This is a genomic window from Methylocystis sp. (assembly GCF_021731785.1).
Lineage (GTDB): Bacteria > Pseudomonadota > Alphaproteobacteria > Rhizobiales > Beijerinckiaceae > Methylocystis.
Genome location: NZ_JAKFWS010000142.1, coordinates 21,986 through 36,034 on the forward strand (window position 1 = coordinate 21,986; position 14,049 = coordinate 36,034).

General features: G+C 62.8%; 14 protein-coding genes and 1 pseudogene. 7 read left to right on the forward strand and 8 right to left on the reverse strand.

The genetic code is table 11. The features are described 5' to 3' along the window. Positions 1-81 precede the first annotated feature (81 nt). From QZ964_RS19060 to QZ964_RS19070, 3 genes are all read left to right on the forward strand, one after another. A complete protein-coding gene (locus QZ964_RS19060; protein ID WP_292533574.1) occupies positions 82-276 on the forward strand; it encodes a type II toxin-antitoxin system VapB family antitoxin in 195 nt (64 codons plus the stop codon). Beyond that, a complete protein-coding gene (locus QZ964_RS19065) occupies positions 273-668 on the forward strand; it encodes a PIN domain nuclease (RefSeq protein WP_292533576.1) in 396 nt (131 codons plus the stop codon). The genes QZ964_RS19060 and QZ964_RS19065 overlap by 4 nt, the downstream gene beginning before the upstream one ends. Positions 669-744: 76 nt before the next feature. Continuing rightward, positions 745-1,014, forward strand: a complete 270-nt coding sequence (locus QZ964_RS19070; RefSeq protein ID WP_292533578.1) for a hypothetical protein — start codon at positions 745-747, stop codon at positions 1,012-1,014. Positions 1,015-1,017: 3 nt separating this feature from the next. Here the strand turns inward: QZ964_RS19070 and QZ964_RS19075 are convergent, their stop codons facing one another. Next, complete coding sequence (locus QZ964_RS19075; RefSeq protein WP_292533579.1) at positions 1,018-1,605, reverse strand: hypothetical protein; 588 nt, start codon at positions 1,603-1,605, stop codon at positions 1,018-1,020. A gap of 129 nt (positions 1,606-1,734) precedes the next feature. After that, complete coding sequence (locus QZ964_RS19080) at positions 1,735-3,648, reverse strand: ABC transporter ATP-binding protein/permease (RefSeq protein WP_292533581.1); 1,914 nt, start codon at positions 3,646-3,648, stop codon at positions 1,735-1,737. 100 nt (positions 3,649-3,748) lie between these two features. Between QZ964_RS19080 and QZ964_RS19085 the strand changes: the two genes are divergently transcribed. After that, positions 3,749-4,345 carry a TIGR00730 family Rossman fold protein gene (locus tag QZ964_RS19085; protein WP_292533583.1) on the forward strand — a complete coding sequence of 199 codons (597 nt, stop codon included), beginning with the start codon at positions 3,749-3,751 and terminating at the stop codon, positions 4,343-4,345. Here QZ964_RS19085 and cimA read toward each other — a convergent pair. From cimA to cysS, 4 genes are all read right to left on the reverse strand, one after another. Continuing rightward, positions 4,342-5,994, reverse strand: coding sequence for a citramalate synthase (gene cimA, locus QZ964_RS19090; protein WP_292533585.1), 1,653 nt, complete (start codon positions 5,992-5,994; stop codon positions 4,342-4,344). The genes QZ964_RS19085 and cimA overlap by 4 nt on opposite strands. Then, a complete protein-coding gene (locus tag QZ964_RS19095) occupies positions 5,994-6,503 on the reverse strand; it encodes a GNAT family N-acetyltransferase (protein WP_292533587.1) in 510 nt (169 codons plus the stop codon). Before QZ964_RS19095 ends, cimA begins: the two co-directional genes overlap by 1 nt. Positions 6,504-6,505: 2 nt before the next feature. Further along, a complete protein-coding gene (locus QZ964_RS19100) occupies positions 6,506-6,640 on the reverse strand; it encodes a hypothetical protein (RefSeq protein WP_292533588.1) in 135 nt (44 codons plus the stop codon). 210 nt (positions 6,641-6,850) lie between these two features. Further along, complete coding sequence (gene cysS, locus QZ964_RS19105; RefSeq protein WP_292533589.1) at positions 6,851-8,251, reverse strand: cysteine--tRNA ligase; 1,401 nt, start codon at positions 8,249-8,251, stop codon at positions 6,851-6,853. Positions 8,252-8,522: 271 nt separating this feature from the next. On the opposite strand from cysS, the gene QZ964_RS19110 reads away from it, so the two are divergent. Beyond that, entirely contained in the window at positions 8,523-8,855 is a 333-nt protein-coding gene (locus QZ964_RS19110) for a hypothetical protein (protein WP_292533590.1), read from the forward strand. On the opposite strand, the gene QZ964_RS19115 is transcribed toward QZ964_RS19110, so the two are convergent. Further along, positions 8,852-9,376: a CreA family protein gene (locus QZ964_RS19115; RefSeq protein WP_292533592.1), complete on the reverse strand. Its 525-nt coding sequence runs from the start codon at positions 9,374-9,376 to the stop codon at positions 8,852-8,854. The genes QZ964_RS19110 and QZ964_RS19115 overlap by 4 nt on opposite strands. A gap of 299 nt (positions 9,377-9,675) precedes the next feature. Here QZ964_RS19115 and QZ964_RS19120 point away from each other — a divergent pair, with 299 nt between their 5' ends. Beyond that, positions 9,676-10,788, forward strand: coding sequence for a DUF2865 domain-containing protein (locus QZ964_RS19120; protein WP_292533594.1), 1,113 nt, complete (start codon positions 9,676-9,678; stop codon positions 10,786-10,788). A 33-nt stretch (positions 10,789-10,821) separates the two neighbouring features. On the opposite strand, the gene cckA is transcribed toward QZ964_RS19120, so the two are convergent. After that, positions 10,822-13,344 carry a cell cycle histidine kinase CckA gene (gene cckA, locus QZ964_RS19125; RefSeq protein WP_292533595.1) on the reverse strand — a complete coding sequence of 841 codons (2,523 nt, stop codon included), beginning with the start codon at positions 13,342-13,344 and terminating at the stop codon, positions 10,822-10,824. A gap of 251 nt (positions 13,345-13,595) precedes the next feature. On the opposite strand from cckA, the pseudogene QZ964_RS19130 reads away from it, so the two are divergent. Continuing rightward, positions 13,596-14,049, forward strand: a pseudogene (locus QZ964_RS19130) (flagellar biosynthetic protein FliO); the annotation flags it as partial.

A 14,049-nucleotide genomic window follows, 5' to 3' on the forward strand; every position in this document is an offset into this window, starting at 1 on the left:
GTGGGATGGAAGCGGCGCTAAGATGCTTGCAGCCAATGCGCCGGCAAACTACAATGTGTATCGGACATGAGGATCATACACATGCGCACCAACATCGTCATCGACGACAAGCTCATGCAAGAGGCGCTGCGCGCGACCGGCCTGAAAACCAAGAAAGAGGCCGTCGACCTGGCGCTACGGACGCTGCTGCGGCTTCAAAAGCAGACACAGATGCGAAAACTGCGCGGCAAGCTCGACTGGCGCGGCGATCTCGACGCGATGCGGAGAGACAATTGATCCTAGTCGATTCCAGCGTTTGGATTGACTATTTCCGCGGAGTCGCGTCGCCTGAGACTGATCGTCTTGACGGACTGCTCGAAGAGGAATTGCTCGCGATCGGCGATCTGATTTTGACCGAAGTGCTACAGAGCTTCGATCGAGATCGAGACTTCAACCAAGCTCATGAATTCTTGACGGCGCTGACAATCGTGGAACTCGGCGGAAGGGAAATCGCCGTGCGCGCCGCAAAAAATTACCGCAAGCTGCGCGCCCTGGGCGTGAGGCCGAGAAAGACAATCGACACGATCATCGCGACGCGCTGCATCGAAAGCGGATGGCCGCTGCTCTATAGCGACAGAGATTTCGATCCATTCGTCGCGCGCCTCGGCTTGCAATCGGTCATGGAGTAGCCGCTGAGGTTGGCCAATGCCGCGGCCGCGCTATTTACCTTGACGGGAGGCCACGATGCGCAGAAGTCGATTGAGAATGAATAAGCTTTTTTCCGACACGCTCAAAATGGGTTTCGCGGCCAATCAGGTCATCGGCTTGCGGCTGATGAAGATCGCCACGGGCGGCGCGCATGGCAAGCGCGAAAGCGATCTGATGGTGAGCGAAAAGCTCGAAGCGGCGGCCGAGGCCGGCCTCGCGGCCGCGATGAGCATGGCGACAGGACAACCGCATCGCGCCGCCGAACGCGCCCTCGCCGTTTACGCCAAGCGCGTCAATCGCAATCACAAGCGATTGACGAAGGGCTAACGACTATCCGACCCGCTTTCCCGCCTGTGCTCGCGGCGCGTTGCGGCGGCGGCGCCACATGCCCAGCGCGGCGACGGCGCCGACCAGCGACATCAGTCCCAGCGCGACATACCATTCCACCGTGTCGCCGACGGAGAAGTCATATTGACCGACATATTCCTTGGCGCCGTCGTCGCTGGTCGCCCTGACGAGAGCGACATAGTTTCCTTCGCTGACGAAATTATGGGTGAAGCTCGCCGTGCCTTTGTCCGCCAGATATTTCTTCGGCGGCAAGACGGCGACCGTGTTGGCGTCGAGATCGTCGCGCCAGTCCTTCTGCCCGACGCTCCGCAGCACGCGAATTTCGATGTTCATGTCGCGCAGCTCGACCTGCTGCGCATCGAGAATGATGATCGTCGGGCCCAGCGACGGCACATGCCGGCAAAATATCTCGTCGGTCCCGTTCTCCTGAAAGGCGCTGAACATCATTTGCGTCGGACCGACGCTCATCACGCAATGGCGGGGATGCTCCGCCTTGATCTGCGCCCGGGCCGCGCCCGTCCCCAGGCAGACCGCGACGACAAACGGGACGAGAATGCGTTTCCTCGTCATCGGACCCTCCGGGCATGACGACAACGCCGCCCTTCAGCCTACACGACCGCCTCGCCTATGGATGCATCATTTGCTGAAAACTGGGGCGCGCGATGCAGTCCGACCAGAGCGGGAGAGAAGCGACCGGCGTTACGCCTCCAATTCCTCGCGCTCCGCCTCCAGCAGTTTCGCGCGCGCCTCCGCCGCCTCGCGCTGGCGATTCCACATGCCGGCGTAATGCCCGCCAAGCGCCAGCAGCTCCTTATGCGTCCCGCGCTCGACAATGCGGCCGTGATCGAGAAACAGGATTTCGTCGGCGTCGACGATCGTAGAGAGCCGATGCGCGATGACCAGCGTCGTGCGGCCCCTGGCGACGCGCCGCAGCGCCTCCTGAATCTCATGTTCGGTGAGGCTGTCGAGCGCCGACGTCGCTTCGTCGAGGATGAGAATCGGCGGGCCTTTTAGAATGGTGCGCGCGATCGCCACGCGCTGCTTCTCGCCGCCTGAAAGCTTCAGCCCGCGTTCGCCGACCTGCGCGCCATAGGCCTCCGGCACGCTTTCGATGAAGCGGTCGATCTGCGCGAGCCGCGCCGCGTCGCGCACCGCTTCGTCGCTCGCGTCCCACCGTCCATAGCGAATGTTGTAGCCGATCGAATCATTGAACAGCACCGTGTCCTGCGGCACCATGCCGATCGCCGCGCGCAGGCTCTCCTGCGTCACGTCCAGAATGTTCTGGCCGTCGATCATGATGCGCCCGCCTTGCGGCTCGTAGAAGCGATACATCAGCCGGGAGATCGTCGACTTCCCCGCCCCCGAAGGGCCGACGATCGCGACGGTCTGTCCGGGCTCAGCTTCAAAACTTACGCCCTTCAAAATCGGCCGGTTCGGCTCGTAGTAGAACGAGACATCGTCGAAAACTATCCGTCCGTCGCGCACGACGAGCGGCTGCGCGCCGGGCTTGTCCAAAATCTCGGGGCTCTGCGCCAGGATCGAGAACATCGTTTCGATGTCGATGATCGCCTGCCGCACCTCCCGGTAGAAGGTGCCCATGAAATTTAAGGGCTGCGCCAACTGCCCCATCATCAGGTTGATCAGGACGAAATCGCCCACCGTGTTGCGGCCGGCCTCGATGCCATAGACGCACATCACCATCATGGCGGTGAGCCCGAGGATATAGATCACGGTTTGGCCGGCGTTGAGCACCGCAAGCGAGACATAGGACTGCGTGCTCGCCTGCTCGTAGCGGATCATTGATCCGTCGTAGCGCTCCGCCTCTCGCCTTTCGGCGCCGAAATATTTGACCGTCTCATAATTCAACAGGCTGTCGATCGCCTTCTGATTGGCGTCGGTGTCGCTATCGTTCATTCTACGCCGAATGGCGATCCGCCAATTGGTGGCGAGCGTCGTGTAGAGAAAATATCCGGCGAGAGTCGCGAGCAGCACTAGCCCATAGCGCCAATCGAATTGATAGACGAAAATGCCGAGCACCAGCGCCACTTCCATCACGGTCGGCGCGCCGGTCGACATGATCAGACGCGACAACGTTTCGATGCCATTGCGCCCGCGCTCGAGCACGCGCGTCAGCCCGCCGGTCTTTCTACCGATATGGAAGCGTAGCGACAGTTCATGCATGTGAACGAAGAGATCGGTCGCCAGCCGGCGCACGGCATGCATCGCCACAGCCGCGAAAATGCCGTCGCGCATCTGCATCAGCACGACGGTGACGATGCGCATGGCGCCCATCAGCAGCGTGAAATAGATCGCGGCGGCCCCAACTTTCCCCCACGCGCCGGGACCGCCTTCGGCAAGCGCGTCCGTCGCCCACTTGAAGGCGTAAGGCGTCGCGGCGTTGAACAGCTTGCTGAGGACGAGCAGCACGAAAACCGCGGCCACCCGGAACTCCAGATCGGCTCGGCCGCGTGGCCAGAGATAGGGCCACAAATGCCGTATCGTCTTGAAAAGAGACGACTCCGACAATTGTTGATCGGCAACAGGCGGGGGCGCGGCGTCTTCCGGATCGAGCGCGTTCGGGTCGCTCGATTCGCCTTGATCGGGTCTGAACATATGTCTCCGAATGGATGGGGCCGCGGACGCGGCGTTTTGCGTCATATATGACGTTTAGAAGCAATGCGCACCCCGTGCGAAGCGCTGCGAGAGAAACGATATGCGGGAAATTAAAAACATCTGCGTTTATTGCGGCTCCTCGATCGGCGCCGATCCGCGCCATACCGTGGCGGCGCGCGCGTTGGGCGCAGCGCTCGCCCGCGCCGGCATCGGACTCGTCTATGGCGGCGGCGCGATCGGTCTGATGGGCGTATTGGCGAAGGCGACGATCGCCGCCGGCGGCGTCGTCACCGGCGTCATCCCCGAATTCCTCGACGACCGCGAAATCCCCTTTGCCGGCGCGACGGAGCTTATCGTCGTCAAGGACATGCATACGCGTAAACGCCTGATGTTCGAACGCTCCGACGCCTTTGTCGCGCTCCCCGGGGGCGTCGGCACGCTGGAAGAATTGACCGAGCAGCTGACCTGGATTCAGCTTGGCCGGCACACCAAGCCTCTCGTCATCGCCGACATCGCCGGCTTCTGGCGGCCGCTGCTGTCGCTATTCGCCCATATGCACAATGAGGAGTTCATCCGCGAAGACTATGACGTGCGCTATCTCGTCGCCGAACGCGTCGAGGACATTCTGCCGATGATCTTCGCGGCGATCCGGCATACGCCCGACATCAGCGAGACAGCGGTCACCGAGCGGCTTTAGCCCTGCGCCGGCGGCGCTGGCTTGGCGCCCGAAACGAGCAGCTTGTAGTTGATCGCGTCGACGAGCGCCTCGAAGGACGCGTCGATGACATTGGCCGAAACGCCGACCGTCGACCACCGTGCGCCTTCGTCATCCGCGCATTCGACCAGAACGCGCGTCACCGCGTCGGTGCCGCCCTGGAACACGCGGACGCGATAATCGACCAGCCGAACGTCCTCGATGAAGCGCTGATAGGCGCCAAGATCCTTGCGCAGCGCCAGATCGAGCGCGTTGACCGGACCATTACCTTCGGCGGCGGATATGCGGCTCTCGCCATGCACGTTGATTTTGACGATCGCCTCGGCGCCTTGGTCCTCAAAGCCGCCATTCCTCGCAAAGCGGCGATCGACCGCGACGCTGTAGCGCTCGATGTCAAAGAAATGCGGCGCTTCGCCGAGCACGCGCTTCGCGAGAAGGAAGAACGACGCGTCGGCGCCTTCATAGGCGTAGCCCTGCGCTTCCTTCTCCTTCACCTCGTCGAGAAGACGCGTCAGCCGCGGATCGTCCTTGTTGAGGACAACGCCAAGCCGCGCGAGTTCGGAGACGATGTTGGAACGTCCCGCCTGATCCGACACCAGCACGCGCCGCACATTGCCGACCGATTCCGGCGTGACGTGCTCATAGGTGCGCGGATCGGTCAGCACCGCCGAGGCGTGAATGCCGGCCTTGGTCGCGAAGGCGCTGGCCCCGACATAGGGCGCGTGGCGGTTCGGCGCGCGATTGAGAAGCTCGTCGAGCGCATGGCTGACACGCGTCAGATGCGCCAGCTTCTCCTGAGTCACGCCGATCTCGAAGCGCTCGGAAAATTCGCTCTTCAACAACAGCGTCGGAATGATCGTTGTAAGATTGGCGTTGCCGCAGCGCTCGCCAAGCCCGTTCAGCGTTCCCTGTATCTGCCGTGCGCCGGCGCGCAGGGCGGCGAGCGAATTCGCCACCGCCTGCCCCGTGTCGTCGTGGCAGTGCACGCCGACGCGGTCTCCCGGAATTTGTCTGACGACCTCAGCGACGATGGCTTCGATCTCATGTGGCAGCGCGCCGCCGTTGGTGTCGCAAAGCACGATCCACCGTGCGCCGGCCTCGTGCGCGGCCTTGGCGCAGGCAAGCGCGTAGTCGCGATTGGCCTTGAATCCGTCGAAGAAATGCTCGCAGTCGACCGCAACCTCTTTACCGCGCGCGACAGCTGCTTTTACGGATTGCCTAAGGCCTTCGAGATTGTCCTCTTCCGTGGAGCGTAAGGCGACCCGGACCTGAAAGTCCCAGCTCTTGGCGACAAAGGTGACGACATCGGCGCCGCTGTCGAGAAGCGCCGCGACCCCCGGATCATTGTCGACCGAGCGGCCCTGCCGGCGAGTCATGCCGAAGGCGGCCAAGCGCGCGCGCAGCTTCGGACGATGTGCAAAAAATTCCGTGTCGAGCGGATTGGCGCCGGGATAGCCCCCCTCGATATAGTCGATGCCGAGATCGTCGAGCATGGCGGCGATCTGACGCTTGTCGTCGAGCGAAAAGTCGACGCCCGTCGTCTGCGCGCCGTCGCGCAGCGTCGTATCGTAAAGCGTCAGCCGCTCTTTCGCCGGCTCCTTGACCCGCCCCTTTGCCGGCTCTTTGGCCATCAATGCGCGCTCCCTGCGGCAGGCGCCGCCAGCGCCTTGGTCATCGTCGTATTGCCGAGCCATCGGCCGCCGATCTCGATCGTGTTGCGCGTTTTGGCCACATAGCCGCGCGCGGCGAAAAAATCGCGGGCGGCGTCGGAGGCGTCGACGCTGAGCGTCGCCGTCCCGCGCGCCCCGGCGAGCTTCTCGATGGCCTCGGCGAGCGCAGATCCAACGCCTTGGCGCGCCATGTCGGGCCGGACATAAAGCATGTCAAAAACCGTGTTGTCGCGCAGCGACGCAAACCCGACGATGTCGCCTTTGACAAGCGCGACGATGGTCAGCTCGGCCGCAAGCCGCGCCCCGAACGCCTCTACGTCGTCGGCCTCGGACGCCCAGGCCTCGCGCTGCCCGTCGTCATAATCCTCCTCGGCGAGTTCGTCGACGCTGTCGCGAAACAGCGCCGCGAGCGTCGCAGCGTCGGCGGGCATATAGGGGCGCAAGCCCGGCGTTGACGAACTCGGCGCCATCGTCAGACGATCTCCAAGGCGCGCAGCAAATGCCAGGCGATGAAGGCCGCAAGCGCAAGGATCAACACCTTGAGCAAGAGATAGAACGCCCAATGGCGCTTGAACGGCAGCGTCTTTTTCCAGTCGTTATTGGACATCGGATACGCCTTTCTGGTCACCACACCCGGTTCGCTTCGCGAACCACCCTCCCGTCAAGGGGAGGGACGGGCCTGCATCAGCACAACGCAGGATTTCATAGAGTACGACTTGCACCATTGATTGGATGCTATGTGAAGTCGCGCCGTTCCTCTCCCTCCCCCTTGCGGGGAGGGTGGCGCGCGCAGCGCGCCGGGTGGGGGAAAGCGCGCTCATCGCTTCACCTCCCAGGTCGTCGTGCCGTCCTTATTGTCCTTGAGCGCGATGCCCATGGCGGCGAGTTCGTCGCGGATGCGATCGGACTCAGCCCAGTTTTTTGAAGCGCGGGCGGCATTGCGGGCGAAGATACGCATTTCAATTTCTTGTCCCTGCAATGTGAAAGCGCCGGGTTCAGCCCTCAGAACGTAGCGCTTCGCGGGAAGTCCAAAAATTCTTAGTGAACCCGCGAGGATCGAAGGATCCCGAACGGAGTGCAATTTTGACAATGCAAGCGGCGTGTTCAAATCGTCGAGCAGTGCCTGCACTACCTCAGGAGATATAACTGTTGCCGTCGCATCGCCTACGCGTTCGAGCAAACGCGTCAAATTAGTCTCCGCTTCCTCCAACGCCTTTACCGTCCAATCGATCGGCTGGCGATAATGCGTGCGCAGCATGGCGAGGCGCAGCACTTCGCCCGGCCACTTCCGCCCGCCGAACTTCTCCGTATGCAGCAGTTCGTGGATGGTCACGAAATTCCCCAGGCTCTTGGACATTTTCTCGCCCTCGACCTGCAGGAAGCCGTTATGCATCCAGTAATTCGCCATCACGTCACGCCCGAAGGCGCAGCAGCTTTGCGCGATCTCGTTTTCGTGATGCGGAAAGACGAGGTCGATGCCGCCGCCGTGTATGTCGAAGGTTTCGCCAAGATGCGCGGCTGACATTGCGGAACATTCGATGTGCCAGCCCGGCCGCCCTCGGCCCCAAGGACTTTGCCAACCCGGCTCGTCGTCCTTCGAAGGCTTCCACAGCACGAAATCCATATCGCCGCGCTTGTAGGGCGCGACGTCGACACGCGCGCCGGCGATCATCTCGTCGAGCGAGCGCCGCGACAGACGCCCGTAGCTTGGCATGGATGTCACATCGAACAGCACGTGGCCGTCAGCGGCATACGCGTGACCAGAATCGAGCAAGCGCTGAATCAATCGAACCATGTCGATCTGCTTGTCGTCGTTCCTGATGTAATCTGTAGCGCGCGGCTCGATGGTCGGGTTCAAACATCCAAGAGCACGAACGTCTTCGTGGAATATGTCGATGGTCTGATCGGTCAGTTCTCGAATGGAAATCCCGCGTTCGAACGCCCGCGCGTTGATCTTGTCGTCGACGTCGGTGATGTTGCGGACGTACGTAACCTTAGTTTCGCCCTTGCCGCCGTCCCACACGCCTTGTTTGGCGAGATGGCGCAGCAATCGAAACAACACGTCGAAGACGATGAGCGGCCTGGCGTTGCCGATATGGGCATAATCGTAAACCGTCGGCCCGCAGACATACATGCGCACCTGCGCGGGATCGATCGGACGGAATTCCTCCTTCGTCCGGGTCAGCGTGTTGTAGATTTTTAGCGCAGGCGTCGACATGAATTTCCCCGCAAGGCCGCCGGCCGGGGCGTCGTTTCATGTCGTTTGGAGAGACGTGACGGCTCCGGCCAGCGTGATCGCTAGCTGATAATGGTCTCGCGACAAATGGTGAACCGAAGCGTCATGGCGGCGACCATGCGCTAAAGCGCGGCGCCGCGCAAGCGCGAGCCGGCTCGGGGACTTGCTTTGGCCGCGAGCGGCTTAACCGGCGTTTTACCGCTCTGCGCTAGCTCTGATGTCGAGCTGTCGGGTCGCGTGGGGTTTGTTGGTCATGCCAAAGTTTGTAGCGCCGGTTGGACGGCGCGCATTTGCGCTGCTGTTCGCCGGAGTTTTGATCGTCGCCGGCTGCTCGTTCAGCGCCTATGCCGAGCCGGGCCCAGGCGCCGCTTATGTCATCTCGGACCAAGAGGGCTACGGCCTGCTGGAATGCCTTACCGGCAAAGCAGACTGCGGCCAAATCGTCGCCGATTCCTGGTGCGCGGCGCATGGCCATGGCGCGGCCAGAGCATTCGGCCGCGCCGACGATGTGACCGCCTCGACCGATGTGAAGGCGACGGGCGCGTCAATCCAGCCCGACGCCGCCATCGTCGCATGCATGGATTAGCGGTTCAGAAACTCTCCGCACTGCGGGACGTCGTTCTGTCCCGTCCAGGGTTGGATCGCGACAGTCGAGGTCGAGCTTTCGGGCGAGCCGTCCACGAGCTTGTCCGAATAGACCATATAGACGAGCACATTGCGCTTAGAATCGCACCCGCGCACGATATGCATTCGCTTGAACAGCAGCGAACGCCGCTCGCTGAACGCCGTATCGCCCTGGCCGAATTTCTCCTTGAATTTGATCGGACCGTATTGCCGGCAGGCGAGCGAAACCTCCGACGACTGCTCCGCCACGCCGAACATGCCGGCGACGCCGCCTTTTTCATGCGCCGTATAATAGCAGGCGACCCCGTCGATGATCGGATCGTCGATCGCGTAGGTGGCGAGCTTGTCATTCGGGGTCAACAGCTTGAAATCGACCGATTTGCGGAAAACGAGATCCGGCCCGTTATCCGCAAGAGCCGGCGCGGCGCCGAAAGAAAGCGTGAAAATCGTCGGAATCAGTGCAAGCAGTATGGAACGCTTCATTTCGGCAACCTCCAAGGCGACGCCGTCGCCGATATGGGCGAAGTAGCGCCGCAAGTGAAGGGCTTCGACCCTGGACGAGGCAAAAAATTCCGCGCGCCCATGGGGGTTGACTCCCGCGCCGGCGCCTTGTTGCCGACATGATGCGCGGGACAATCTACAGGCGTTTGCGCTGGGCCGGGTATTGGCGAAAATGGCGATTCGTCGCAAGAGGGCGCATACCGCAGAATGCGCCGCGGGCCGCCGCACAAGCGGCACGGCGTTTTGCGCGCATGTGAAAGAACCAAAAGTTCAATGGGGCCGTGATCATAGATATCTCTTCAACCAATGACGCCTCCAAGCGGACCCTGCTGGCGGTCATCGCCGTCGCGGCGTTCGGCCTCTTCGCCGTTTCGCCCGCCGCCGCCGAAAGTCCCTACTGCACGGAGTTGCGCGCCCAGATCGCCCGCGCCAGCGCCGGCAATCACGCCGGCCGCTACCAGGCCGCCGCCGCCAGGCAGCGCGGCGAATATGCCCGCGTCGCCGCCAAAGCACGGGCGTTCGGCTGCGATCGCGGCCAATTTCTGTTTTTCGGCGACCCCCCGTCGCCTCAGTGCGGACCCATCAACGCGCAACTCAATCAGCTTTCGAGCGCCATCGCCGCCTCTGAACGGGCCGTCTCCGACGACGGCGGCCAGCGCCAGGCGCTCACCGCCCGCTATGAGGCCGAGTGCCGCAATCCCCAGCCCGCGCAGGCGCGCCTGGCGCGACCGCGCGGTTTCTTTGAGGAGCTGTTCGGCGTCGGGCCGGCCGAGAATCCGACGATCATGGAGCCTGATCCGGGGCTCGAGCAATTGGACGAGACGCCGCGCGGGGGCCCGATGGCGATCTGCGTGCGCCAATGCGACGGCGGCTTTTTCCCGATCAGCTATGCGGCGCGCAGCTCCAATCTCGACGATCTCGCGGCGATGTGCCGGGCGCTCTGTCCAAACGCCGAAGTGAAGCTCTATACGGCGTCGCAATGGAAGGGCCTCGGCTCCGCTCTTTCGATCGACGGAGAGGCCTATTCGGACCATCCCAACGCCCATAAATTCGAGAAGGTCTACGATTCGGCCTGCGGCTGTAAGCCGCCCGGACAGTCTTGGGCCGAAGCGCTCGCGGGGGCCGAGCGGCTCATCGCCGAGCGTCACGCGAAGGATCAGGTCGTCACCGCCGAGCAGGCTGAGCAATTGTCGCGCCCGCAGGCGCCCGGCGTTTCGCGGGGACGGAAGGCGAAAGGGCCTGTCCCGGCGCCAGAGCCGGCGGCGGTCGCGCCCGCGGCGCAGACGCCGGCCGGCGCTGAGGAAGGGGCCGCCGCTGCGCCGGAAACCTATCGCGAGGTCGTCGGACCCGACGGAATTAAGCGTCGCGTGCGGGTGGTCGCGCCGGCGTTGTGAGGCGGAGGCGGGGCGCACTCATCAGTTCTGGCGTCACGGCATATGCGCCTTCACCGTCTCGATCAGCTGTTTGATCGAGAACGGCTTGGCCAGGAATCCGAAGTCGCCTTCGGGAAGATTCTTGGCGAAAGCCTCTTCCGCGTAACCTGAGACGAAGATGACTTTCGCCGCGACCCCGCGCTTGCGCAGTTCGGCGAACATGGCGGGGCCGTCCATCTCCGGCATCACCACATCCGAGACGATGAGATCAATCTTGCCGTCGACGCGATTGACGACCTCGAGCGCTTCCATGCCCGTCGCCGCTTCGAGCACGGTGAAACCGCGCGACGTTAGCGCCCGAGAGCCGATCGAGCGCACGGCGTCCTCGTCTTCGACCAGCAGAATCACGCCTTGGCCAGTGTAGTCCGTGGCGGCCTTGGGCGAATCCGACTTTTGGGCCGTCTCCTTTTCCTCCGGCACATATCGCGGCAGGAAAATGCGGAAAATCGTGCCGCGCCCGACCTCGCTGTCGACGAACAGGAAGCCGCCGGATTGCTTGACGATGCCGAAGACCGTCGAAAGTCCGAGCCCCGTGCCTTTGCCGACCTCCTTCGTAGTGAAAAATGGTTCGAAGATTTTTTCTTTCACGTCCGCCGGAATGCCGCTGCCCGTGTCGGCGACCTCGATCAGCACATAATCCGCCGGCGGCAGCGCCGCTTCGCCGATGGCGGCGCATTCGGAAGCGACGACATTGCGCGTGCGGATCTGGACGCGGCCGCCAGACTCGAGCATGGCGTCGCGCGCGTTGACGACGAGATTGATGATCACCTGTTCGAACTGGGTGATGTCGGCCTTGACGAACCACAGGTCGCGGCCGAGCCGCAATTCGAGTTCGTTCTTCTCGCCGACGATGCGGCGCAACAGATTTTGCACTTCGGAGAGCGCGTCGCCGAGCTGCAAGACTTGCGGACGCAGAGTCTGGCGGCGGGAAAACGCGAGCAATTGGCGCGTCAGTCCAGCGGCGCGATTAGCAGTTTCCTTGATCTGCCGGATGTCGCGAAATGCCGGATCGGTCGGCCGGTGACTGGACAGCAGCAAGTCCGAATAGCCGATGATCGCGGTCAGCATATTGTTGAAGTCATGCGCGATGCCGCCGGCGAGCTGGCCGACCGCGTTCATCTTCTGGGACTGTGCGAACTCCTCCTGCAGTTTGCGTTGCTCGGTCGTGTCGAGCGCATAGACCATCGCGCCTTTCTTGCCGGCGTCTTCGGCCGAGGAAACGAAGAAACGCGCCGATCGAGGACCGCCGCCGGCCTCGTCTTCGAACATGACATTAACCGGGCGCACTTCGCCCTTGCCTTCAATGGCGTCCTCGATCGCCGCGCGCAGCGCCGGGCCGTCGCGTTCGCCGAGTCCCGCAAGCACCGACCAGGGCGCCGCGGCCCCGCCCTGCCCCGACTTCACGGCCTGCGGCAACAAATTCATGAAAGCGGCGTTCGACGTCAGCACGCGGCCCTCGCCGTCGAGCGTTGCCATCGCCATCGGGGTCGAATTGAAAAAGCGCGCGAACCGAACTTCGGCGGCACGCAAATTCTCTTCCGGCTGTTCGCCGGACGCGCGGTTGAGCGCCAAGGTGCGCGAGGGGCCCGCTTGCCCGTCCTGGCCGAAAGCCACCTGATGCAGCAGCCTGACGGGGAGCGCCTTGCCGTTGCGGCACCGTAGGTCGAGGTCGATCTGCTCGGTGCGCACGTCCCCAGGGGAGCCGGATACCGCCGCGAGAAGCGCCGCGCCATTGTCGGCGATAATTGAAGAAAGCGTCGCGCCGCCGGATCCGACCTGAGTGAGATCGTAACCCAGCCAGCCGGCCAGCGTTTTGTTCATGTAAGAGACGGCGCCGTCGGGATCGGCGGAGAAAAAACCAGCCGGCGCGTGATCGAGAAAGTCGATCGCATGCTGGAGTTCCTGGAAGACGTTCTCCTGCCGCTGTCGATCGGCGGTTACGTCGGCGACGGTCCACAGACAGATACGGTCTCCAGTCGCCGGCAGCGGCCGGACGCGAATCCGATACCAGCCGACGTGCCCCTGTCCAGAGAGCGGCGGCGACAGCCGCAAATCTTCGCTGTGGGAAACGCCAGCGCGCGCCGCCTGCGCCAATCTGTAAATCGCCTCCGAGACTTCAGGCGGTCCCGAGAACAGCCTCTCGACGACCTGAACGCCGGAAGAGTCTTTCGCGGCGCACATCGCTCGATAGGCTTCGTTGGCGTAGACGATGCGCCCGTCGCCCCTTGCGACGAGAAGCCCCTCGCTCGAGGTGTCGGCGATGAACTTCGTCAGATCATTGTTCGCGACGCGGCCGGAGAACTGGATCAATCCGATGGCGTACGCGCAAAGAAAGAAGATTCCGGCGACTCCGAAGATCGCCAGCGCCAGCACAGTGACGCGCGGCGCGAGATCCGAAGGAGTCAAGTAATAGGCGGCGATCGCTCCGACCAGCGCAATGACGAGGGCGAGCGTCAATCCCACATTCGGAGGCCGCTCGCTGCGCTCTATGGCCGAGGATCCCGTCCTGTCGGTCATTTGTTAACCACCCGCCATATCTCGCTATCGCCGAGCGCGACGGCCGTGCTAACGCTGGCGTCGTGACTCAGCGGACGCTTGTAGAATCATCTGAACAATGGCCGTGGACGACAACAATAGCAACGCCGCAAGTGGGAATAGGACACTGATTCGTCGCACATTAACCATTCATTAACCTTTTTTCAGCGCTTGCCAGAAATGCTGTTAATTTGGCAAGGTTCACGCGCGTTCGAACCAGAGATCAGCCGTTCATGCCCGATAAGTTCACTCAGCTGCTGCCGGCGCTTGGAGCGCTTGTCGCGTTCCTCGTCGCAGCGGTTCTCGTTCTATATATTTTCCGTCTGATATTCGGACGCCGCATCCGTGCTCCCGGCGGCCGCAACCGCGCCCGGCGCCTGGACATTGTCGACGTCTTTGACGTCGATCGCGAGCGCCAGCTCGTCATTGTGCGGCGCGACAACACCGAACATTTGCTTCTGATCGGGGGCCCCAACGACGTCCTGGTCGAGGGGACAATCAACCGGCTCGAGGGCGCCGTCGGCCGCCCGCCGGAAACGCGCGCTGGTCCGGCCGCCGCAAACTGGCCGGCCGGGCCCACATCTTCTTCGAGAGAATTGGAAACGCCGCTGCCGACTCCGGCCGCAGCCGCGGCCCTCAATCTGCCGCCGGATCTTTTTGCGCCGGCGCCGACAAAGTCTCCTACGC